Origin of the sequence: Pseudomonas edaphica (assembly GCF_965277385.1) — a bacterium.
GTDB classification, from domain to species: domain Bacteria; phylum Pseudomonadota; class Gammaproteobacteria; order Pseudomonadales; family Pseudomonadaceae; genus Aquipseudomonas; species Aquipseudomonas edaphica.
Genome location: NZ_OZ255725.1, coordinates 4,272,319 through 4,295,102, shown reverse-complemented (window position 1 = coordinate 4,295,102; position 22,784 = coordinate 4,272,319). Strand labels below are relative to the sequence as shown.

General features: G+C 60.6%; 22 protein-coding genes and 1 pseudogene. 10 read left to right on the top strand and 13 right to left on the bottom strand.

Going from position 1 to position 22,784, the window contains the following annotated elements:
• Window positions 1-40 precede the first annotated feature (40 nt).
• Complete coding sequence (locus ACQY47_RS19490) at window positions 41-1,219, top strand: glycosyltransferase family 4 protein (RefSeq protein ID WP_017137937.1); 1,179 nt, start codon at window positions 41-43, stop codon at window positions 1,217-1,219.
• 107 nt (window positions 1,220-1,326) lie between these two features.
• Here the strand turns inward: ACQY47_RS19490 and ACQY47_RS19485 are convergent, their stop codons facing one another.
• The 7 genes from ACQY47_RS19485 to rplU all read right to left on the bottom strand — a co-directional run bounded on the left by ACQY47_RS19485 (window position 1,327) and on the right by rplU (window position 6,938).
• Complete coding sequence (locus ACQY47_RS19485) at window positions 1,327-2,430, bottom strand: NADH:flavin oxidoreductase (RefSeq protein ID WP_428551124.1); 1,104 nt, start codon at window positions 2,428-2,430, stop codon at window positions 1,327-1,329.
• Window positions 2,431-2,621: 191 nt separating this feature from the next.
• Window positions 2,622-3,104, bottom strand: a complete 483-nt coding sequence (locus ACQY47_RS19480) for a glutathione peroxidase (RefSeq protein WP_428551121.1) — start codon at window positions 3,102-3,104, stop codon at window positions 2,622-2,624.
• Between the two features lie 101 nt (window positions 3,105-3,205).
• Window positions 3,206-3,670, bottom strand: a complete 465-nt coding sequence (locus ACQY47_RS19475; RefSeq protein WP_017137940.1) for a CreA family protein — start codon at window positions 3,668-3,670, stop codon at window positions 3,206-3,208.
• A 16-nt stretch (window positions 3,671-3,686) separates the two neighbouring features.
• Window positions 3,687-4,805: a glutamate 5-kinase gene (proB, locus tag ACQY47_RS19470; protein ID WP_026013771.1), complete on the bottom strand. Its 1,119-nt coding sequence runs from the start codon at window positions 4,803-4,805 to the stop codon at window positions 3,687-3,689.
• Between the two features lie 109 nt (window positions 4,806-4,914).
• A complete protein-coding gene (gene cgtA, locus ACQY47_RS19465) occupies window positions 4,915-6,138 on the bottom strand; it encodes an Obg family GTPase CgtA (RefSeq protein WP_016976186.1) in 1,224 nt (407 codons plus the stop codon).
• A 193-nt stretch (window positions 6,139-6,331) separates the two neighbouring features.
• Entirely contained in the window at window positions 6,332-6,589 is a 258-nt protein-coding gene (rpmA, locus tag ACQY47_RS19460) for a 50S ribosomal protein L27 (protein WP_003176049.1), read from the bottom strand.
• Between the two features lie 34 nt (window positions 6,590-6,623).
• Window positions 6,624-6,938 (bottom strand): 50S ribosomal protein L21, encoded by a 315-nt coding sequence (gene rplU, locus ACQY47_RS19455; protein WP_007950961.1) that lies wholly within the window; start codon window positions 6,936-6,938, stop codon window positions 6,624-6,626.
• A gap of 239 nt (window positions 6,939-7,177) precedes the next feature.
• Here rplU and ACQY47_RS19450 point away from each other — a divergent pair, with 239 nt between their 5' ends.
• The 3 genes from ACQY47_RS19450 (at window position 7,178) to ACQY47_RS19440 (ending at window position 9,116) form a co-directional block, all read left to right on the top strand.
• Window positions 7,178-8,146 (top strand): polyprenyl synthetase family protein, encoded by a 969-nt coding sequence (locus ACQY47_RS19450; protein ID WP_099549439.1) that lies wholly within the window; start codon window positions 7,178-7,180, stop codon window positions 8,144-8,146.
• A 211-nt stretch (window positions 8,147-8,357) separates the two neighbouring features.
• On the top strand, window positions 8,358-8,699 hold the full coding sequence (locus tag ACQY47_RS19445; RefSeq protein ID WP_003230858.1) for a zinc ribbon domain-containing protein YjdM: 342 nt from the start codon (window positions 8,358-8,360) through the stop codon (window positions 8,697-8,699).
• A gap of 159 nt (window positions 8,700-8,858) precedes the next feature.
• The gene (locus ACQY47_RS19440; RefSeq protein WP_003194088.1) at window positions 8,859-9,116 is read left to right on the top strand and encodes a PA4570 family protein; all 258 of its coding nucleotides are present in this window, start codon (window positions 8,859-8,861) and stop codon (window positions 9,114-9,116) included.
• A gap of 191 nt (window positions 9,117-9,307) precedes the next feature.
• Here ACQY47_RS19440 and ACQY47_RS19435 read toward each other — a convergent pair whose 3' ends face one another.
• Window positions 9,308-9,925 (bottom strand): FKBP-type peptidyl-prolyl cis-trans isomerase, encoded by a 618-nt coding sequence (locus ACQY47_RS19435; RefSeq protein ID WP_017137944.1) that lies wholly within the window; start codon window positions 9,923-9,925, stop codon window positions 9,308-9,310.
• 104 nt (window positions 9,926-10,029) lie between these two features.
• Complete coding sequence (locus ACQY47_RS19430) at window positions 10,030-11,253, bottom strand: OprD family porin (protein WP_428551110.1); 1,224 nt, start codon at window positions 11,251-11,253, stop codon at window positions 10,030-10,032.
• A 185-nt stretch (window positions 11,254-11,438) separates the two neighbouring features.
• Here ACQY47_RS19430 and ACQY47_RS19425 point away from each other — a divergent pair, with 185 nt between their 5' ends.
• The 5 genes and pseudogenes from ACQY47_RS19425 (at window position 11,439) to ACQY47_RS19405 (ending at window position 17,813) form a co-directional block, all read left to right on the top strand.
• Window positions 11,439-12,335, top strand: a complete 897-nt coding sequence (locus tag ACQY47_RS19425; protein WP_138451937.1) for a LysR family transcriptional regulator — start codon at window positions 11,439-11,441, stop codon at window positions 12,333-12,335.
• Between the two features lie 109 nt (window positions 12,336-12,444).
• The gene (locus ACQY47_RS19420) at window positions 12,445-13,872 is read left to right on the top strand and encodes a YfcC family protein (protein ID WP_428551107.1); all 1,428 of its coding nucleotides are present in this window, start codon (window positions 12,445-12,447) and stop codon (window positions 13,870-13,872) included.
• A gap of 19 nt (window positions 13,873-13,891) precedes the next feature.
• Window positions 13,892-15,718 carry a CocE/NonD family hydrolase gene (locus ACQY47_RS19415; protein ID WP_428557368.1) on the top strand — a complete coding sequence of 609 codons (1,827 nt, stop codon included), beginning with the start codon at window positions 13,892-13,894 and terminating at the stop codon, window positions 15,716-15,718.
• Window positions 15,719-15,758: 40 nt separating this feature from the next.
• A pseudogene (locus ACQY47_RS19410) lies at window positions 15,759-16,910 on the top strand (methyl-accepting chemotaxis protein); the annotation flags it as partial.
• A 39-nt stretch (window positions 16,911-16,949) separates the two neighbouring features.
• Window positions 16,950-17,813 carry a methyl-accepting chemotaxis protein gene (locus ACQY47_RS19405; protein ID WP_371317720.1) on the top strand — a complete coding sequence of 288 codons (864 nt, stop codon included), beginning with the start codon at window positions 16,950-16,952 and terminating at the stop codon, window positions 17,811-17,813.
• 203 nt (window positions 17,814-18,016) lie between these two features.
• Here the strand turns inward: ACQY47_RS19405 and ACQY47_RS19400 are convergent, their stop codons facing one another.
• The 4 genes from ACQY47_RS19400 to ACQY47_RS19385 are packed head-to-tail and all read right to left on the bottom strand — an operon-like array spanning window position 18,017 to window position 22,144.
• Window positions 18,017-18,385, bottom strand: a complete 369-nt coding sequence (locus ACQY47_RS19400) for a glyoxalase superfamily protein (RefSeq protein WP_017137946.1) — start codon at window positions 18,383-18,385, stop codon at window positions 18,017-18,019.
• Window positions 18,386-18,414: 29 nt separating this feature from the next.
• Window positions 18,415-19,878 (bottom strand): N-acyl-D-amino-acid deacylase family protein, encoded by a 1,464-nt coding sequence (locus ACQY47_RS19395; RefSeq protein WP_428551105.1) that lies wholly within the window; start codon window positions 19,876-19,878, stop codon window positions 18,415-18,417.
• A 1-nt stretch (window position 19,879) separates the two neighbouring features.
• Window positions 19,880-20,740: a MurR/RpiR family transcriptional regulator gene (locus tag ACQY47_RS19390; protein WP_017137948.1), complete on the bottom strand. Its 861-nt coding sequence runs from the start codon at window positions 20,738-20,740 to the stop codon at window positions 19,880-19,882.
• A gap of 54 nt (window positions 20,741-20,794) precedes the next feature.
• On the bottom strand, window positions 20,795-22,144 hold the full coding sequence (locus tag ACQY47_RS19385) for a gluconate:H+ symporter (RefSeq protein ID WP_244657824.1): 1,350 nt from the start codon (window positions 22,142-22,144) through the stop codon (window positions 20,795-20,797).
• 247 nt (window positions 22,145-22,391) lie between these two features.
• Here ACQY47_RS19385 and ACQY47_RS19380 point away from each other — a divergent pair, with 247 nt between their 5' ends.
• A complete protein-coding gene (locus tag ACQY47_RS19380) occupies window positions 22,392-22,784 on the top strand; it encodes a lysozyme inhibitor LprI family protein (RefSeq protein ID WP_200432528.1) in 393 nt (130 codons plus the stop codon).

Here is a 22,784-nt window from a genome sequence, read left to right as displayed (position 1 = left end):
AGTCACAATGACGACATGGCCCACGGTGACACTGTGGGTCATGACGACAGCCTCGCTCCACATCACCCTGATTACCGAAACCTTCCCGCCGGAGATCAATGGGGTGGCCAATACCCTTGGCCGCCTGTGCGAGGGTTTGCGCGCGCGCGGCCATCAGGTCGAGTTGGTGCGCCCCCGCCAGGGCACCGATCAAAGCCGGCCCAGCGACGATGGGTTGCTGCTGTGTCGCGGCTGGCCACTGCCGGGGTACCCGGGGCTGCAATGGGGCCAGTCGTCGATGCACAAGTTGCTGCGGCGCTGGACACGCCAGCGCCCGGACGTGCTGTACATCGCCACTGAGGGGCCGCTGGGGCTGTCGGCGCTACGTGCGGCGCGGCGCCTGGGGATCAGCGTGGTCAGCGGGTTTCACACCAACTTCCAGCAGTACTCCAATCAATATGGCTTGAGCCTGCTCAGCCGCATGGTGACCCATTACTTGCGCTGGTTTCACAACCGCTCGACCCTGACCCTGGTGCCCAGCGCGAGCCAGCGCCTGGAGTTGGAACGTCGCCACTTCGAGCGCCTGGGCATGTTGTCACGCGGCGTCGACAGCCAGTTGTTCCACCCCGCCAAACGCGATAACGCGTTGCGTGAAAGCTGGGCGCTGAATAACGATCAAATCGCCGTACTGCATGTAGGCCGACTGGCACAGGAAAAAAACCTGGGGCTGCTCAAGCGCTGCTTTGAAACCTTGCAGGACACCTACCCACTGCGCCAGATGAAACTGATCATCGTCGGCGACGGCCCGCAACGGGCGACGCTGGAAAAGGAACTGCCCGAGGCAGTGTTCTGCGGCACCTTGCGCGGCGAAGAACTGGCACGGCATTACGCGTCCGGCGATGTGTTCCTGTTCCCCAGCCTGACCGAAACTTTCGGCAATGTGGTGCTGGAAGCCATGGCCTCCGGCCTGGGTGTGGTGGCTTACGACCAGGCAGCCGCCACCCAGCATATTCGCCATGGCTACAACGGCGTGCTGGCGATGCCAGGGGATGAGGACGCGTTTTGTGACGCTGCCAATTGGCTGCTGGAAGATGCGGAGAGTTTGCGCCGCATGCGCTTGAATGCTCGTCAGCACGCGAGCCGCCAGGGTTGGCCGGCGATTATCGAACAGTTTGAGCGCCAATTGCGCGGGGTGTGCGGCGAGCGGACAGTGATTGCAGGAGAGTCGCGGTTGATCTGATGCCTGTGTTGGCCGTTAGATCGCTATCGCGGGCAAGCCCGGCTCCCACATTGGAACGCATTTTCCTGTGGGAGCCGGGCTTGCCCGCGATGGCGTCGGAGCAGACGCTACACCAGGCTGGTTAACGCCTCACGACTGAACGGCAGAATGTCGCCCTCACGACCTTCGCGCACCTTCACGGCCCAATCCGGGTCCACCAGCAGGGCACGGCCCACCGCGACCAGATCAAACTCATCGTTGTTCAGACGTTCCAGCAGCTTTTCCAGGCTGGCCGGTTGGGCGACCTTGTCGGTGTTGACCATGAACTGCAGGAACTCGCCGTCCAGACCCACACTACCGACAGTGATGGTCGGCTTGCCGGTGAGCTGGCGGGTCCAGCCGGCCAGGTTGAGGTCGGAGCCTTCGAATTCCGGTTCCCAGAACCGACGCGTGGAGCAGTGGAAAATATCCACACCGGCGTCGGATAACGGCTTAAGAAACTCACCCAGCGCCTCGGGGGTTTGCACCAGGCGTGCGGTGTAGTCCTGCTGCTTCCATTGAGAGAAGCGCAAGATGATCGGGAAGTCCGGGCCGACGGCGGCGCGGGTGGCCTGGATCAATTCGATGGCAAAACGCGAACGGTTGGCCAGGCTGCCGCCGTATTCGTCAGTGCGCTGGTTGCTGCCCTCCCAGAAGAACTGATCGACCAGATAGCCGTGGGCGCCGTGGATCTCCACGCCATCCATGCCGATGCGCTGGGCATCCTTGGCGGCCTGGGCGAAGGCGTTGATCACGTCCTTGATATCTTGCTCGGTCATGCCGTGGACGACGACGTTGCCGTCTTTGAGTTTCTCCATCGGGCCGTAGGCCGGCACGCTGGCGTCAGGCTCGGTGCCGATACGGCGCACGCTGCCCACGTGCCACAGCTGCGGGACGATCTTGCCGCCTTCGGCGTGTACCGCGTCCACCACCTTCTTCCAGCCGGCCAATGCGGCCTCACCGTAAAAGTGCGGGACGTTCGGGTAACCATTGGAGGCCTGATGGCCGACCACCGTGCCTTCGGTGATGATCAGGCCCACGCCCGCAGCGGCGCGGCGGCGGTAGTACTCGATGACTTTGGAATTGGGTACGCCACCCGGCGAGAACGAACGCGTCATCGGCGCCATGACAACACGGGTGGACAGTTGCAGTGCACCGAGCTGGAAAGGTTTGAACAAAGCCTGGACGGGCATGGGAGCACTCCACATAAGAGGGATTTATGATGTGGATAATATGGGCCGCGCAGCGTGCTGGGTAGCACTATTGATCTGGGTGATTAAGGGGTATGAAAGCTGTGGTTAGCGGCAAGCTTAAAGCTACAAGAGGGGCAGAACGCTTCCACTTGCAGCTTCAAGCTTGCCACTTGAAGCTGAACCGAAGGTGTTCAGCTCAGGGCTTTTTCGATGGCCTGTACGATCGTCGGATCATCCGGCGCCGTGCGCGGCGAGAATCGCGCCAGTACTCGCCCATCCTTGCCGAGCAGGAACTTCTCGAAATTCCAGGTGATATCCCCAGGAAACTCAGCGCCCTCGCCCGCCAACAAGCGATACAGCTGATGGCGATCGTGACCATTGACGTCAAGCTTGCTGCCCAACGGAAAGGTCACGCCGTAGTTCAGGCTGCAGAACGCCTGAATTTCTTCCTCGGAGCCCGGTTCCTGGCCTGCAAACTGGTTGCACGGCAGGCCGAGTACGGTAAACCCCTGGCTCTTATACTGCTGGTAGAGGTTTTCCAGGGCGGCGTATTGCGGGGTCAAGCCACATTTGGAGGCCACGTTGACCACCAGCACCACTTGCCCCTTGAAGGGCGCCAGCGGCAGCTCTTGTCCGTCCAAAGCTTTGAGTTTCAGGTCGTGGAAAGCACTCATGACGAACTCCAGATATCCCATGTTCTTCGCGTTGCGGCAGTTCGAGATTACAGACCACAAGCCTGCAATCATAGACGCCGATTGAAAAACTCGCCCGCCGGTTACTGCGCGGTCGGCCAGGGCAAAATCGGAATCGCGGTGACCGCATTCTGCGGGCTGCCTTCGATCAGACGGTCGCTGTAGACCAGGTACACCAAGGTATTGCGCTTCTTGTCGAGGAAGCGCACCACCTGCATGGTCTTGAACACCAGCGAGGTGCGCTCCTTGAACACTTCGTCGCCATCCTTGAGCTCGCCCTTGAAGTGAATCGGGCCAACCTGACGGCAGGCAATCGACGCTTCAGCGCGGTCTTCGGCCAGGCCCAGGCCGCCTTTGACGCCGCCGGTCTTGGCACGCGACAGGTAGCAGGTCACGCCGTCGACCTTGGGATCATCAAACGCCTCGACCACAATACGGTCGTTGGGGCCGACAAACTTGAACACCGTCGACACCTGGCCGATTTCTTCGGCCGAGGCCAGCAACGGCATGGCCAGCAGCAGGCCGAGTAATCCTTTCATGACACGCATCGTGTATTTCCTTTATTCAGACCAGGATCAGGTTATCGCGGTGAACCAGTTCCGGTTCGGCCATGTAACCCAAGAGTCCGACAATCGCGTCGGACGATTGTCCAATAATCTTCTGTGCTTCAAGGGCGCTGTAGTTGGCCAGGCCACGGGCGATCTCGCGACCATCGGGCGCCACACACACCACCATCTCGCCACGGCGGAAGCTGCCCTGCACCAACTTGACGCCGACCGGCAGCAGGCTCTTGTTGCCCTGGGACAAGGCTGACACAGCACCGTCGTCCAGAACCAGCGTGCCACGGGTTTGCAGATGACCGGCCAGCCATTGTTTGCGCGCCGCCAGCATGCCGCGTTCCGGCGACAGCAGCGTACCGATGCGCTCACCGGCCTTGAGGCGATCCAGCACACGCTCCAGGCGCCCACCGACGATGATGGTGTGCGCGCCGGAACGTGCGGCCAGACGCGCCGCACGCAGCTTGGTCTGCATGCCGCCACGGCCCAATGCACCGCCGACACTGCCGGCCACGGCGTCGAGCGCCGGGTCATCGGCGCGGGCTTCGTAGATAAGCTGGGCGTCGGGGTTGTTACGCGGGTCAGCGTCAAACATGCCGTCGCGGTCGGTGAGGATCACCAGCAGGTCGGCTTCCACCAGGTTGGCGACCAGCGCGGCCAGGGTATCGTTGTCGCCGAAGCGGATTTCGTCGGTGACCACCGTGTCGTTCTCGTTGATCACCGGGATGACCTTGAGCTCAACCAGTGCGCGCAGGGTGCTGCGAGCGTTGAGGTAACGTTTGCGGTCGGACAGGTCGTCGTGGGTCAGCAGGATCTGCGCTGTATGGCGGCCATGCTCGGCAAAGCTGGATTCCCAGGCTTGCACCAGGCCCATCTGGCCGATGGCGGCGGCGGCTTGCAGTTCGTGCATCGCGCTGGGTCGCGCGGTCCAGCCGAGGCGGCTCATCCCGGCGGCAACGGCCCCGGACGAGACCAACACCAACTCGACACCGGCCTCATGCAAGGCCACCATCTGCTCGACCCAGACGCTCATCGCTGCGCGATCCAGACCTTTGCCATCCGCCGTCAGCAGCGCACTTCCGATCTTTACGACCCAGCGCTGCGCACCTGTCACTTTGCTCCGCATCATCTTCAACCTTAGAGTGAGGGCCCCGCGACCCAGCGCGGCCCATAACGTTATACCCGGATACCAAAACGCCGCTCCTGGGAGCGGCGTTTGAGTTTATCGCAACCTATCAGTCGCGCACGTAAATGATTTCCGGACCGTCTTCATCATCCACGTCTTCTTCGTCCCAATCGTCGTCGCCGATGTCATGGACCGACTTCACGCCGCTGCGGCGCAGGGCACGCTGGTCGTCCAGAGCTTGCAACTGGGCGCGGGCTTCGTCTTCGATCTGCTGGTCGAGTTCTGCCAGTTCTGCCTTGAATACCGGGTCGGCCGCCAGGCGGTCGGCGCGGTCTTCGAGGTAGCGCATGATGTCGCGGGTCAGGCGCTCGGTGCCTTCTTTGGCGATGGCCGAGATCACGTAGACCGGGCCTTCCCACTCCAGGCGATCAACGATCTCCTTGACGCGTTCTTCGTGCTCTTCTTCGAGGATCTGGTCGCACTTGTTCAGTACCAGCCAGCGGTCACGCTCGGCCAGGGCCGGGCTGAACTTGGTCAGCTCGCTGACGATCACTTCGGCGGCGTCTGGTGCGCTGGTGTCATCCAGCGGCGCCATGTCGACGAGGTGCAACAGCAAACGGGTGCGCGACAAGTGCTTGAGGAAGCGAATCCCCAGGCCTGCACCGTCGGAAGCACCTTCGATCAAGCCAGGAATGTCGGCGATCACGAAGCTTTTCCAACGGTCTACGCTGACCACGCCCAGGTTCGGCACCAGGGTGGTGAACGGGTAGTCGGCGACTTTCGGCTTGGCGGCCGAGACCGAGCGGATGAAGGTACTTTTACCGGCGTTCGGCAAGCCCAACAGGCCCACGTCTGCCAGTACTTTCATCTCCAGCTTCAGGTCACGCTGCTCGCCCGGCTTGCCCGGCGTGGTCTGGCGTGGCGCGCGGTTGGTACTGGACTTGAATCGGGTGTTACCCAGACCGTGCCAGCCGCCCTGCACAACCATCAGCTTCTGGCCGGCCTTGGTCAGGTCGCCAATCACTTCCTGGGTCGCGGAGTCGATGATCGTGGTGCCGACCGGTACGCGCAGTACCAGGTCTTCGCCTTTTTTACCGGTGCAGTCGGTGCTGCCGCCGTTGGAGCCACGCTCGGCATCGAAGTGCCGGGTGTAACGGTAGTCGACCAGGGTGTTGAGGTTTTCGTCGGCCATCATGTAGATGGAACCGCCGTCACCGCCGTCACCGCCGTTTGGACCACCGTTTTCGATGAACTTTTCGCGACGGAAACTCATGCAACCGTTACCGCCGTCGCCTGCTTTTACTCGGATGGAAACTTCATCAACGAACTTCATAACAAAACGCCTCTCGTCGCACGGACGAGCTTAAGAAACCAAGACATAAGACTCTTGCAAAAATGAGCGCAGCGACCTCAGAAAACGACCGCACATCCAGCGCCTGAGCCCATCACAAACAGCTTTGCAAGAGACTCACTCCACAAACGAAAAAGCCCCGTCGCGAGACAGGGCTTTTCCAGCGATCGCGCAATTAAGCGGCGACAACGCTCACGTAACGGCGGTTGAACGCGCCTTTTACTTCAAACTTGATCACGCCTTCGATTTTAGCGAAGAGGGTGTGATCTTTACCCATGCCAACACCGTAACCGGCGTGGAATTGGGTGCCGCGCTGACGCACGATGATGTTGCCCGGAATGATTTTCTGGCCGCCATACATCTTAACGCCAAGGCGTTTGGCTTCTGAGTCGCGACCGTTACGGGTACTACCACCAGCTTTTTTGTGTGCCATGAGTCAATTCTCCTAGTGAGGAATTAGGCTGAAATTAAGCCTGAATACCGGTGATTTTGATCTCGGTGTACCACTGGCGGTGGCCCATACGCTTCATGTGGTGCTTACGACGACGGAACTTGATGATGCGGACTTTATCGTGACGACCTTGGGAGATCACTTCAGCCACAACGGTAGCGCCAGCAACAACTGGAGCGCCGATGTTCACGTCATCGCCATTGGCGACCAACAGAACGCGATCAAAGGTAACGGATTCGCCAGTAGCGACTTCCAGTTTTTCGATCTTCAGGTATTCACCTGGGGCGACCTTGTATTGCTTGCCACCAGTAACAATTACTGCGTACGACATGGTATTTCTCCGATAATCCTGCTCACCCAGCGCTTTATAAGAAAAGGTATTGGCTGGCATGGCTGCATGGGATGGACGTCCCGAATGCAATTGCGTAAGGCAGGTGCTGCCCAGGAAGTTCAGGGTGCGCGATTGTACGCAAGGTAAATGGGTGATGCAAGGGGCCGTCTATCGCGCCTTGACACTGCCGGGTCAGGGTCCTAGCATGCCGCGCAACCCTTCTGGAGCGACTGTCGCTGATGCAACCCCAAGCTTTCTACCGCGCGGTCGCGGACGATTTTAGCGCCGTCGACGGCATCATCAAGCAGCAGCTCACGTCTAAAGTGCCGCTGGTCTCCAAAATTGGCGACTACATTACGTCGGCGGGCGGTAAACGCCTGCGACCTTTATTAGTGTTGCTGTGTGGCAAGGCTCTGGGCCGCGAAGGCGATGACCTGCGCCTGCTGGCCGCGACCATCGAATTCCTGCACACCGCGACCCTGCTGCATGACGACGTGGTCGACATGTCCGGCATGCGCCGTGGCCGCGAGACGGCCAATGCGATGTGGGGCAATGCCCCCAGCGTATTGGTGGGCGACTTCCTGTATTCGCGCTCGTTTGAAATGATGGTCGAACTGGGCTCGATGCCGGTGATGAAGATTCTTTCACAAGCCACGCGCATCATCGCCGAAGGCGAAGTACTGCAGCTGTCCAAGGTCCGCGACGCCAGCACCACTGAAGAAACCTACATGGAAGTGATTCGCGGCAAAACCGCGATGCTCTTCGAAGCCTCGACCCACAGCGCCGCCGTCCTGTGTGGCGCAACGACCGAACAGGCCGAAGCCCTGCGCACCTTTGGTGATCACCTGGGCGTGGCGTTCCAACTGGTGGACGACCTGCTCGACTACCGTGGCGACGCCGAAACCCTGGGCAAGAACGTCGGTGACGACCTGGCCGAGGGCAAGCCGACCTTGCCGTTGATCTACACAATGCGCGAAGGCACGCCGGAACAGGCCGCTCTGGTGCGCAAGGCGATCCAGAAAGGCGGGATTGAAGACCTCGAAGCTATCCGTGCAGCGGTAGAAGCCTCGGGTTCCCTGGAGTACACCGCGCAGTTGGCGCGTGACTATGCGGCCCGTGCCATCCAGTGCCTGGAAGCCCTGCCACCCAGCGAGTACCGGGATGCCCTGGTTGAGCTGAGTGAGTTTGCGGTAGCCCGCACGCACTGAGCAATATCTGCGAGCGCAGGCTTGTGTGGGAGCTGGCTTGCGTGGGAGCTGGCTTGCCTGCGATAGCATCACCTCGGTATCACTGACACACCACGGTGCCTGCATCGCGGGCAAGCCCGGCTCCCACAAGGTTCCGAGGCGCCCACCCCAACCTGCAATAAACCCTATATAATGTGCGACTTTTAGCCATCCTGACTTTCAAGGAGCTTTAGTGAGCACGTTGCCACCCTGCCCGAAATGCAATTCCGAGTACACCTACGAAGACGGCGCCCAGCTGATCTGCCCGGAATGCGCCCATGAGTGGTCCGCCAATGGCGAGGCCGAAGTGGCGGGCGACGAAACCGTGAAGAAAGACTCTGTGGGCAATGTCCTGCAAGACGGCGACACCATCACCGTGATCAAGGACCTCAAGGTCAAGGGCACGTCCCTGGTGGTCAAGGTCGGCACCAAGGTCAAGAACATCCGCCTGTGCGACGGCGATCACGATATCGATTGCAAGATCGACGGTATCGGCCCGATGAAACTCAAGTCCGAGTTCGTGCGCAAAGTCTGAACCTGCTGCATCCATCCCGCGCCAGCCGCGGGATGGCGTTTTGCCCTCTGCGCTGACCTGCCTCAACATCCACACAGAAAAACCAGGAAACCGCCAATAGGCACTTGCTATTCCACGAATAAGAATTATTCTCATTGAAACCCATCAAGGAGAACGACCATGACTTATTTGATAGATGCCTGGCTGGACCGCCCACACCCATACCTGCGGATCCTGCATCGGGAAACCGGCGAAGTCTGTGCGGTGCTGGAAGAAGAAGCGCTGAATGAACTGCAGGATCAAGGCGACCTGGACGTCAACGGCCTGAGTTCCAGTGAGCCTGGGGTGCTGAAGGAGGTGGTGCGTAATCTGTTTCTGTTCTGCTATGCCCGAGCGTTGCGCCCGGCGACAGAGCTCAATGGCAAGTTCCATCCATGAACCACCGCGCAAAACCTGAATGCACCGGCTCTATGTGGGAGCTGGACTTGTTGTGGCGAGGGAGCTTGCTCCCGCTCGGCTGCGCAGCAGTCGCAGGCCTTTAGGGGCGCTTCGCACCCCAGCGCAAGCAAGCTTGCTCGCCACATCAATCCCGGCTCCCACATAGGACCCGGCGCAACCATCAACAGGTCTTACAGAACGTCGAGCAACTCAACGTCGAACACCAGAACGCTGTGCGGCGGAATGCTGCCAACGCCTTGAGCGCCGTAAGCCAGTTCGCTCGGCACGTACAGACGCCATTTGCTGCCGGCATTCATCAGTTGCAGGGCTTCGGTCCAGCCGGCGATCACGCCGCCAACCGGGAATTCTGCAGGCTGGCCGCGCTCGTAGGAGCTGTCGAACACAGTGCCGTCGATCAGGGTGCCGTGGTAGTGAGTACGCACTTGGTCTTCACGGGTCGGCTTGGCGCCGTCACCTGCAGTCAGCACTTCAAATTGCAGGCCGGAAGCCAGGGTGGTGATGCCATCACGCTTGGCGTTTTCAGCCAGGAACGCCAGGCCAGCGCCAGCAGCTGCTTCTGCCTTGGCAGCCGCTTCGGCTTGCATGATTTCACGGATCACTTTGAAGCTCGCCGCCATTTGCTCTTGGTCAACGCGGCTTGCTTTGCCGTCGAACGCGTCGGTCAGGCCGGCCAGGATGGCGTCGATGCTCACGCCCGGTGGTGGGTTGTCGCGCAGTTGGTCGCCCAACTGACGGCCGATACCGTAGCTGACGCGGGTTTCGTCGGTGGACAGATTAACTTCGGACATGAAGAGGCTCCGCTGTAGGACAGCACGGTTTCCCGTGTCATCCAAAACTAAAAGGGCCCGCAGACTAGCACACAAGACCCGCCTCTGATCAGCCCCCTGCCCCACTACCAAAGGGCCAGGTCGTAGGTCAGATAAAGCCGATAGTTATCGCGGTCGCTGGCGTAGGTGGAACGATAGGTCGCTTTGCGCAACTCCACGCCCAAGCCTTTGAAGGTACTGTCCTGGATGACATAGCGCAGGTTAGTGTCCGACTCCCACTCCCGCGCCTCACGCCCTCTGTAATCACCGTTGCGCCCTTTGTAATAGCGGGTCATGAAACTCAGGCCCGGCAGCACGGCTTCAAAATCATAGTCGTAGCGCAGCATCCAGGTTTGCTCACCGGCCTGGATGAACTTGCCCACACCGGCGTTAGTGAAGGAATACACCGTCGAGACACTGGCATAAGGCAGCGCAGTGTCGCCGTTGACCTTCTGATAACCGACGCCCAGCGCCTGTGCGCCCAGGCGATAGGTGAACAACCCGCTGAACATGTCGCTGTCCACTTTGCCGTTGCGCGCCTCACCCGCATCGCTGCTGATGAAATAACGCAAATCACTGGTCAGCGTGCCGTTACCCACCGGCTGTTTATGCACAAGGCCAAAAAACTGCTGACGATAGAACTCACGCATTTCGCCGTAATACCAAGTGCCACTGAGCTGCGGCGTGAAGGCATAAGAGGCGCCGGCAAAATCGAAATCACTGCCCTGTTTGCCGCTGTAGCCCTGGGGATAAATAGCCACGCTGTCGGTGGAGTTTCGCTGCTTGAATTTATCCAGGTGCCCGGCATGCAGGTACAGGTTGCGAATACCACTGTACTCCACCTGAGTGCCTTGAAAAGTCTGCGGCAGCAGGCGTCCATCGTTATGCACCAGCACTGGAATCTTCGGCAGCAAGGTACCGGTTTTCACCACGGCATCGCCCCAGCGCATCTTTGCGGTGACGCCCAGGCTGGAGAATTCACTGGCGGCATGGCCATCGTCATGCACCGGCAATAAACCCGTGCCGGCGTGAGTCGGGCTGGAGTCGAGCCGCAGCCCCGCCAACCCCAACGCGTCCAGACCAAACCCTAGCGTGCCCTCGGTATAGCCTGACTGCAGGTTGAGTAAAAAACCTTGCGCCCACTCTTTGCGATCCTCGCCGCCGTCGCGGTAATCGTCGTTGAAGTAGAAATTACGCAAGGTCAGGCGAGCCTTTGAATCCTCCCAGAACCCCTGGGCCAGGAGTACAGGCGACACACCTGCCAGCAGGCACGCCGAGGCCAATTTTCCCTGATTGAAAAGTTTATGCATCGCTGTTTCCTCTATGCCTTATTGTCGTTTTTTTATGGGCAGTTCCACCGCGCGACACACTGGACGGCACCTCGCGTTGGAGCGGACACTAACGGCTCGTCGAAAGCCCCACAACGTTATGCGAGATGCGCATTGGGCTATGTGAAAAGCGCCGTTTGCCCCTCGCAACCGACAGGAAAATCACGGTGAATCTCAAGCAGCTCGAAGCCTTCAAGGCGATCATGTCCACCGGTTCGACCATCGGCGCAGCAACCCGCATGGGCCTGTCGCAATCGGCCGTCAGCCGTCTGTTGAGTCAGTTGGAAGAAGCGTTGGGTTTCGTGTTGTTTCTGCGCAAAAAAGGTCGCCTGATGGCCACCGCAGAAGCGGAAGAGTTGCTGACCGAGGTCGCTGGCCTGGTAGACGGCATGCAGCGTATCCAGCGCCTGGCAGACGAAATGCGTGTGGGCCGCTCGCGCAAAAGTCTGCTCAAGGTCGGGGTGCCCACCAGCATGACCCAAGAGCTTTTGCCACGGATCGTCGCGGAGTTTCTCAAGAGCCATGACGACATCGTGGTCGAGTTGCTGACCGGCTCTTACGACATGATCGAGCGCGCCGTACTCGACCGGTCCGCCGACCTGGGTTTTGTGCGCCTGCCGACGGAAATTCCCGACTTCGACATCGAGCCCGTACTGCAAACCGAAGGCGTATGCGTGATGCCCGCCGACCACCCACTGACTCGCCACGCCTGTATCGAGGTGCAGCACTTGCGCAATGTGCCGTTGGTGATGCTGGGCCGACAACGGGCTTTACGGGCCGAGTTGAACCAGGTGTTCCGCGCTGCCAACCTCACGCCGCAAGTGCGGGTCGAAGTGCATTCGGTAGGCGCGGCGTGCAGCTTTGTCGCCGAAGGCCTCGGGGTGTCGATCGTCAACGGTTTGCTCGCCAGCCACTTCCTGCACCTGCCGATCGTGACCCGGCCTTTTCGCCCTGCACTGCCTTACGCTTTCGGCCTGGCCTATCGCACCAATGAGCCACGCCCACAAGTAGTCACAGCGTTTGCCGAGCACCTCAAGCAGCGCTTGAACGCACAAAACGCATAGCCTGACCCACCCTGCGCATAACGTTGTCGCCGCCAAAACTTTGCCCTAGTGTCCGCTCCACACGCGTCACTCCCCCATAACAACAACGGCAAACGCCGGGGCAGCCAGCATGAGCGAATCACAGCATTTCTCCACAGCGGCGGCGGTGGAAAAACCCACGCAACGCAAACAGATCAACCCGGCCATCATCCTGCTGAGCATCGTCTTGCTCGCCGTGGCCTTCACCTACGCGGTGAACTCGGGCAAGTTCGAGCGTCAGAACGGGCTGGTCGTACCCGGCTCTTATCAGGTGCTGGAGAAACACGACAGCCTTGGCCAACTGTTCGCGCTGGAGCCACGCAAGGCCGGCGATACCGTGGCCCGCCCGGTGTCGCTGGTCGAAGGTTTCATGGCCATCCCCCAAGGCATCGAGAAACGTGCAGCGCTGATCTTCATGGTGCTGTTCATCGGCGGCATGTTTGGCGTACTGAACAAGGCCGGGGTGATCGACGCCGGACTGGAGCGTTTACTGGGCCTGACCCGCGGCAACATCTACGTGCTGGTGCCGAGCCTGATGCTGGTGTTCTCGGCGGGCAGCACGTTCATGGGCCTGGCCAAGGAGTTTATTCTGATCGTGCCGCTGATGGTCGCCATGGCCAACCGGCTGGGGCTGTCGAACCTGATCGGGCTGGCTATCGTCACGATCTCGGTGAAGATCGGCTACCTCGCCTCAATCTCCAATCCCGTGGCGCTGTCCGTCGCTCAGCCGATGGTCGGGCTGCCGATATTCAGCGGTTTAAGCATGCGCGTACTGGCTTACTGCAGCTTTCTGCTGGTGGGGATTGCCTTCGTGCTGTGGAGTATCCGCAAGCACGGTTTGGATGCGACAGCGCAGATTACGTTCGAACATAAACCCTTGCCCACGCGCCACTTGATCAACCTGACTGTGCTGCTGAGCGGCATCGGTTTTCTGGTCTACGCCTCCAACCGCTGGGGCTGGAAGTACCATGAGCTGTCGGCGTTTTACCTGTTGCTGACGGTGGCGTTCAGTGTGATTGCCGGGCTAGGTGCGAGTGTCGCCGCCAGTGCCTTTGTCGATGGCATGAAGAAGGTGCTGATTGCTGGCGTGCTGATCGGCCTGGCCACCGCCGTGGAAATCATCCTCAGTACCGGCCAAGTGCTCGACACCATCGTCCACACCCTGGCCAACCTGGTAGGCGACCACGGCCCGATTGTGTCGGCCTACGGCATGTTCTTCGCACAACTGGGGCTGGACGTGTTAATCCCGTCCACCTCGGGCCAGGCGGCGGTGACCATGCCGATCTTCGGCCCGCTGGGCCAACTCTCCGGCGTCAGCCCGCAGACCACTGTATTCGCGTTTCTGATGGGCAATGGCCTGACCAACATGATCACCCCAACCTCCAGTGGCCTGCTGGTGTTGCTGGCCACCGCCAATGTCGGTTGGGGCCAATGGGCGCGCTACATCCTGCCGCTGTTTCTGATCTACGCCGTACTGGCGATGGTGTTGCTGGCTATCGCGGTCACGAGCGGGTACTGAGTCGATGAGTGTTTTCCCCATGCAAACCCTGCACAACCACATGATCCCGATGCGCGACGGCGTCCACCTGGCCACCGATATCTATTTGCCGACAGACAGCTGTGGCCCTTTCCCGGTGGTCATTGAACGCACGCCCTACGACAAGAGCAAACCCTCTCGCTCGGAAAAACAACTCGACGGCCAGCACATCTCTCGAGAACAGATGGCGGCACGCTTTACCGACCAAGGCTTTGTCGCAATCTTTCAGGACTGCCGGGGCCGCTATGCCTCTGAAGGCGTGTTTACCAAATACACCGCCGAGGGCGAGGACGGTTTCGACACGCTTGCCTGGATCGTCCGCCAGCCGTGGTGCAACGGCAAGATCGGCAGCATGGGCCTGTCTTACGCCGCGCATACCCAACTGGCGATGGCCTGTCTGCACCCACCGGGCTTGAGCAGCATGGTGCTCGACAGCGGCGGCTTCGCCAACGCCTATCAGTGCGGGATTCGCCAGGGTGGCGCGTTCGAACTCAAGCAGGCCACCTGGGCCTTTCGCCAGGCCAAGGAAAGCCCAGCAGCCTTGGCCGATCCACAGGTTCGCCAAGCACTGGAGCAGGAAGATATCCATCATTGGTTTACGCGGATGCCCTGGCAACCCGGCCAGTCACCTTTGCGCCATGTGCCGGAATACGAGGCCTACGTGCTGGAGCAGTGGGCCAAGGGCACATTCAGTGAGTATTGGCGCACGTCCGGCATCTATGCCGAGGGCTACTATCGGCAACTGCCCGACATTCCAGTGTTGTTCATGTCCAGTTGGTATGACGCCTATGTCAGCTCCACCCTGGCCAACTACAGCGCCTTCAGGCAAAACACCTCGGCCCACCAGCGGCTGGTGATGGGGCCATGGCTGCACGGTGACCGCAATATCAGCCACAGCGGCGACGTCGAGTTCGGGCCGCAGGCAGCATTCGATGGCCAGGTCGATCAAAACTGGCTGAGCTGTCGCCTGGCGTGGTTCGAACAATCGCTCAAACCCTCGCCTCACGCGCCCAAGGCCAGCGTGCAGGTATTTCTGATGGGGGGCGGCAGCGGCCAACGTGACCCTGACGGCCGACTGCAACACGGCGGACGCTGGTTGCAATCGGCGCAATGGCCGCTGCCAGGCAGCCGGGTGCAGACGCTCTACTTGACGGCTCAAGGGCAACTGAGCGGCACTGCACCAGACGCAACCGACGCGTGCTTGAGCTACCTAGCCGACCCGGCCTGTCCGGTCCCGACCCTCGGCGGTGCGCTGACCTCCGGCGCCCCCATCTTTGTGGGCGGCGCTTTCGACCAACGTGAGCGTGCCGACTTCTTCGGCACCCGTGGCGACAACCGCCCTCTGAGCGAGCGCAAAGATGTGCTGAGCTTCCTTACCGAGCCGCTCATTGAAGACTTGATTGTCGCAGGTGATGTACAGATCGAGTTATGGATAGACAGCGATGCACCCGACACCGACTTCACCGCCAAGCTGATCGACCTGTACCCGCCCAGTGCCGACTACCCCGATGGTTTTGCGATGAACATCACCGACGGCATCCGCCGTTGTCGCTATCGAGACTCCTGGGAGCAGCCGACGGCACTGACACCGGGCAAACGGGTAAAGGTCACGATCGAGCCCTTCGCCACCTGCAACCTGTTCAAGCGCGGCCATCGACTTCGCCTGGATATCGCCAGCAGCAACTTCCCCAGGTTTGACGTGAACCCCAACAGTGGTGAGCCTTCTGGCCAGGCCCACCATTCAAGGGTGGCACGCAACACTGTGCACCTGAGCGCGGGTGCCGCGTCTTGCCTCAGACTCACCGTGGTGCCCGCTACCGCACTATAAGCCAGCTGGGAGCCTGCTGGGCCGCCGTTGCTGCCAGGCAATGGCGACCCTTCGTCGCACCCGTAAGAAATGTATTTCAGAATCATCGCCTGCCGCCGATACCCCCGTACAAACTTTGGCTGGCTCAAACAACAACACCGTCCAGCAGACACACATCATTCTTGCGGAGCATTCGATGAATAGCTGGTTCGGCAACATCAGCGTCAACCTCAAACTCGGCCTGGGCTTTGGCCTGGTGCTGGTCCTCACCTCGATCCTGGCCCTGACCGGCTGGACCAGCCTGGGCGGCTTGATTGACCGTAGCAACTGGATGAGCGACATCACCCAGCTCAACGCGTCCCTGACCAAGCTGCGCATCGTGCGCCTGCAATACATGCTCGCCAATGGCGACGAAGCCGTGGCACAGAACGTCCAGACCAGCCTCGACGCCTTCGCCGCCCAGCAACAGAAACTGCTGGACAGCTTCAAGAGCCCGGAAAACCTCAAGCTGCTCACCGAGCAGAAAGCCGTCATCACGGCTTACCAGCAGTCGCTGAACAAAATGCGTGAGGCCTACCGTAACGGCAATGCCGCGCGCCAAGTGATGGGCGACAAGGCCGATATCGCCAACGGACAGATCGACGCACTGGAGACCGGCGTGCAGCAAGCGCCCGACAGCCCGGAACGCTTCACCCAGTACCAGGCCGTGACGCACGCCAAGGAAGAGTTCCACCTGGCGCGCTATGAAGTGCGCGGCTACACCAACTCCCCCAGCGCAGAAACCGAAGCCCGCGCCGCTGCACAAATCGATAAAGCCATCGCCGGTTTGAAAAGCCTCAGCGCCGCGTTTGGCACCAGCCAACAAAGCGCACTGACGTCGCTGGAAACCGCACTCGGTGCCTATCGCAGCGCCGTACAGAGCTACAAGGCCGCCAACGCCAATATCGTCACTGCGCGCGCCGAAATGACCACCCAGGGTGCCGATATCGTCACCATCAGCGACAAGCTTTACGACATCCAGCTCGATCGCCGCGACGCCGAAAGCACTCAGGCCCGCAGCCTGCAATTGATCAGCACCTTGCTGGCGTTGTTGGTCGGCATCATCGCGGCGCTGGTTATTACCCGCCAGATCACCCGACCGATCCAGGACACCCTGGCCGTGGTGGAACGCATCGCTTCCGGTGACCTGAGCCACAACATCCAGGTGACCCGCCGCGATGAACTCGGCGTATTGCAGCAAGGTATCCAGCGCATGGGCACCACCCTGCGCGAGCTGATCAGCGGCATTCGTGACGGCGTAACCCAGATCGCCAGCGCCGCCGAAGAACTCTCGGCCGTGACCGAGCAGACCAGTGCCGGCGTGAACAGCCAGAAGATCGAGACCGATCAAGTCGCCACCGCGATGCATGAAATGACTGCCACCGTGCAGGAAGTCGCGCGCAACGCCGAGCAAGCGTCGCTGGCCGCCGCCGATGCCGATGGCCAAGCCCGCGCCGGCGACAAAGTGGTGGCCGAGGCCATCGCCCAGATCGAACGCCTGGCCGCCGAAGTGGCGCGCTCTACTGACGCAATGACGCACCTGCAACAAGAGAGCAACAAGATCGGCAGCGTGATGGACGTGATCAAGGCCGTGGCCGAGCAGACCAACCTGTTGGCGCTCAACGCGGCGATTGAAGCGGCGCGTGCCGGTGAAGCCGGTCGTGGCTTTGCCGTGGTGGCTGACGAAGTGCGTGGCCTGGCCCAGCGCACACAAAAATCCACCGAAGAAATCGAAGGCCTGGTCGCCGGTTTGCAGAACGGCACCCAGCAAGTGGCCACGGTGATGAATAACAGCCGCAGCCTCACCGACAGCAGCGTCGAGCTGACGCGCAAGGCCGGTGTGTCGCTGGAGAACATCACGCGTACCGTGTCGAATATCCAGTCGATGAACCAGCAGATTGCAGCGGCCGCCGAGCAGCAGAGCGCCGTGGCTGAAGAGATCAGCCGCAGCATTGTGAACGTGCGCGATGTGTCGGAGCAAACGGCTACTGCGAGCGATGAGACGGCTAAATCGAGCGTGGAACTGGCGCGTTTGGGCAGCCAGTTGCAGCAGATGGTCAGTCATTTCCGGGTGTAAAAACCAACTCTGACTACGCACAATCTCTGTGGCGAGGGAGCTTGCTCCCGCTGGGTCGCGCAGCGGCCCCTACTGAAGTTGATCGAGATTTGACATCGGGAGCGCAGTGAATGCCTTGGGGCTGCTGCGCAGCCCAACGGGAGCAAGCTCCCTCGCCACAGGCAAACTTGGACATACTCGGCTTGCCTTGAGTCCCTTGGCCCTCAGCCCTCGCCTTCCTCAACAAACACCAGTCGATTCCCAAACGGGTCCTTGATGCTCATCTCCCGCGAGCCCCAAGGCGTTTCTTCAACCCCAGGCTTGGCATACCGGTAGTCCTTGGCCAGCAACTGCTGCTGGTAGCCGTCCACGCCTTGCGCCTGAATCCGCACCGCCGAGCCCGGCGAAGCATCGCCATGGTGCTCGGACAAATGCAGCACGCACTCGCCCAGCGACACTTGCAGATACAACGGGAAATTCGCCTCGAAACGGTGCTGCCAGTCAACCTTGAACCCCAGGAAGTCGACGTAGAACTCCAACGCCTTGGCCTCGTCGAAGATCCGCAAAATCGGGGTGACTTTTCCTAAGTGCATGGCAACCGCTCCGTGTATGAAGGCGCCCACTATAGGGACGAAAACCCGCCACGCAAATCCCCATTGCGCGCAAGGAACAGCCCCGGCCGTTGCCCATTGGCCTGCCCATCGCTATAACTCAGCACGCCATTGACCCACACGCCATCAATCCCCTCGGCAGCGCGTTGCGGTTCTTTGAAATCCGCCACATCACGCACGCGCAACGGGTCGAACAACACCAGGTCGGCCCAGTGCCCTTCACGAATTTCTCCACGCTCGGCCAGCCCAAAACGCGCCGCCGACAACCCGGTCATCTTGTGCACCGCCGTGTGCAGTGGAAACAACCCCACATCCCGGCTGAAGTGCCCCAGCACCCGTGGAAATGCGCCCCACAAACGTGGATGGGGAAACGGGTCTTCCGGCAAACCATCCGAACCCACCATCGACAACGGATGCGCAAGAATACGCCGTACATCCGCCTCATCCATCCCGTAGTACACCGCCCCTGCCGGTTGCAGGCGACGTGCCGCATCCATCAGCGAAACCTCCCACTGCGCCGCGATGTCCTGCAAGTCGCGCCCGCCGACCTCCGGGTGCGGTGTTGACCAGGTAATAGTGATACGAAACGCGTCGGTGACCTGCTTCAAATCCAGCGTCGACGAGCTGGCGGCATAGGGATAGCAATCACACCCGACCGGATGGGTTTGCGCTGCCAATTCCAACGATGCCAACAGTTGCGGACTGCGCCCCCAATTGCCCGCACCGGCGCACTTGAGGTGGGAAATGATCACCGGCGCCTGCGCATGTCGCCCAATCACAAACGCCTCGTCCATCGCCTCCAGTACCGGTTCGAATTCACTGCGCAAATGCGTGGTGTACACCGCACCAAACGCCGTGAGTTCTTCACTGAGCTGCAGCACTTCATCGGTCTCGGCATTAAACGCGCTGGCGTAGGCCAGGCCTGTGGATAAACCGAGGGCACCCGCCTGCAGACTCTCCTGCAACTGCACACGCATGGCGGCAATTTCACTGGGCGTGGCGGTGCGGTGCAGGTCGTCCATATGGTTGCTGCGCAAGGCGGTGTGGCCGATCAAAGCGGCAACGTTGACTGCCGGATGAGCACTTTCCACGGCGGCGCGGTAATCGGCAAAACGAGGGTAAGTGAACGCCTCACGCGTGCCCAAAAGGTTCATCGGGTCCGGCGGATCGCTACGTAAACTCACCGGCGATGCGCTGATGCCGCAGTTGCCGACAATCACTGTGGTCACGCCCTGGCTGAGCTTGGGCAGCATCTGCGGGTGGCGGATCACCACCGTGTCATCGTGGGTGTGCACGTCGATAAAACCCGGTGCCAACACGCGGCCACTGGCGTCGATTTCCTGCTCACCGATTGCGTTCGACAAATCGCCAATGCGCTCGATGCGCCCGGCGCGCAGCCCCACATCGGCGACATAGCCCGGCGTGTTGCTGCCATCAATGATCAGCGCCTGGCGGATCAACGTGTCGTACTTCATATCAGTCTCCAAGCGGCAGGCTGTCGGGGCCGCCGCGATAATCGTCGAGGGCCAGCTTGATCCGGCGCAGGCGTTCCTGGTTGTCGTCCGGCAGGGCCAGCGCCAGTTCGGTGGCGAGCAGGTCGATGGCCAACAGCATGCCGTAGCGCGCCGCGGTGGGCTTGTAGATAAAACTGGTTTCGGCCGGTTGCAGCGGCAGTAATACATCCGCCAATTCGGCCAGGGGAGAGTCGGCCAGGGTGATGGCGATGATGGGGGCATCGTAGCTACGCGCAAGCTTCACGACGTCCAACAGTTCTGGCGTCAGCCCGGTGAGCGAGCACACGATCAGCGCCTGCTCCGGGCCTAAAGTGGCCGCCGTGACCCGCATCATCACCGGGTCATGGCTGGCGGCAATCGGGTAGCCCAGGCGTACCAGGCGCACCTGCAATTCGTCACTGCACAGGCTCGATGGGCCGCCCATGCCAAACGCGTGAATCATCCGCGCCTTGCCCAACAGGCTGACCGCATCAACAAAACTGGCCTGGTTAAACCCCGACAGGTGCTGACGCAACGTCGCTTCGATATCGCCCAGAATCTGCCGGTGAAAGGCCGACTGCTCCGGCAACCCGGCCGGGTCGAGGAAGCGGCTGCCCACGCCACTGGCCTGGGCCAGTTGCAGGCGCAAATCACGTAAATCGCGGCAACCGACGCTGCGGGCAAAACGCGACAAGGTTGCCGTGCTGACCTCGGCCCGTTGCGACAACGCTTCCAGGCTGGCCGACGCGGCAAAGCCCACATCATCGAGCATCAGCTTGGCGATACGGCCTTCACCGGCGCTGAACGAATCCTGACGGGCGCGGATCTGGTAGAGGATGTCCATGGCGGCTCCGGCTTACACAATGAGGCTTATAAAACGAGCCTTATAAAACAAGGCTTATAAAATGAGAGACAGGCCGTAAGTCAGACCAAACGCGACCACCGAAATCAAAGTCTCCAACACGGTCCAGGTCTTGAAGGTCTGGATCACCGTCATATTGAAGTATTCCTTGATCAGCCAGAAGCCACCGTCGTTGACGTGGGAAAAGATCACCGAGCCCGCGCCGGTCGCCAGCACCAACAATTCCGGGTGTGGATAACCCAGGCCCATGGCGACGGGCGCGACCACACCGGAGGCGGTGGTCATGGCCACAGTGGCCGAGCCGGTGGCGATGCGCATCAACGCGGCAAACAGCCAGCCCATCACCAGCGGCGACAGGTGAAAGGCATGCGCCAGGCCGAGAATCTCATTGGTCACGCCCGCGTCCACCAGAATGCGGTTCAAGCCGCCGCCCGCGCCCACCAGCAAGGTGATGCTGGCGGTCGGCGCCAGGCATTCATTGGTGAACTTGAGAATCGCTTCGCGATTGAAGCCCTGGGCCAGACCCAGGGTCCAGAAGCTCACCAGCGTGGCGACCAGCAGCGCGATCACCGAGTTGCCGATAAACAGCAGGAACTGGTTGAAGCCAGTGCCCGGCGTTGAAATCACGTTGGCCCAACCGCCAATCATCATCAGCACCACCGGCAGCAGGATGGTGCCCATGGTCAGGGCGAAACTTGGCAAGCGGGTACGCGGCTCGCGCTCGATAAACTGGCGTTCCAGCGGGTTTTCCGCCGGCAGGTGGATACGCGGCACGATGAACTTGGCGTACACGGGACCGGCGATGATCGCCGTGGGAATGCCGATCAAAATCGCATACAGCACGGTCTGCCCCACCGAGGCGTTATACGCCAGCACCGCCATCATCGCCGCCGGGTGTGGCGGCACCAGCGCGTGTACCACCGACAGACCGGCGACCATCGGCAAGCCGACCATCAGGATCGACACGCCCACACGCCGCGCCACGGTAAAGGCGATCGGCACCAGCAATACAAAACCGACCTCGAAAAACAGCGGCAGCCCCACCAGGAACGCGATACACACCATCGCCCAATGCGCGTTGCGCTCGCCGAAACGGTTGATCAGCGTGCGCGCCACCTGCTCGGCACCGCCGGATTCGGCCATCATCTTGCCGAGCATGGTGCCCAGCGCCACCACCAGGGCGATATGCCCAAGGGTCTTGCCGACGCCCGCCTCATAAGAGCCCATGATGGTGTCCGCCGGCATGCCGGCCATCAAGGCCAGGCCGATAGACACCAACGTGATGACGATAAACGGGTTGAGTCGGTAACGTGCAATCAGCACGATCAATGCAATGATGGCGATGGCAGCGTATGCCAACAGCCCAAAGCCCAGTGGTGCGGCCATGCGGTACTCCTTGGAAAGGGTCACGTCGAATTGGTTGTGAAACTCATAAATCATTACCGGGTTTAATTTTCAATTTTTATGAAAGTAATTTTCGCCCACAGATAAGCGCTGTCGCTTTGGGACATGCCCAACGCCAGCCGATGAAAATCCGGGGGGTGTTCTTACATGAAGTTTTTTGCGTGCGGAAACTCAGTTGCCAGGGCCGAGTCTCAGATGACAGGCCTATCCACAACCAGGAAAACCAAGAATGAAGCGCAAGACCCTGCTTGTTCCTTTCGCCGCCAGCGCACTGCTGCTGGCCTTTTGCGGCAGCGCCTCGGCCAGCGACAACGCGGCCTTGAAGAAATGCATGGACGGCGCCAACACCACCGCCGACATGGTCAATTGCAACGCCAAGGAAGCCAAGGTGCAGGATGAGCGCCTGAACAAGGCCTATAAAACTGCCCTCGCCGCCCAGGAAGGAGCACGTAAACAGCAATTGCAGGACGTTCAGCGCCTGTGGATCAAATTCCGCGACGCCAATTGCGGCTTTGCGGGCTCAGCCACCGGCGGCACCATTGATCAGGTCAATGGCTCCGGCTGCCTGCTGGACATGACCCAGACCCGCGCCCAGGAGCTGGAAGACCTGGTCGGGCCGTGA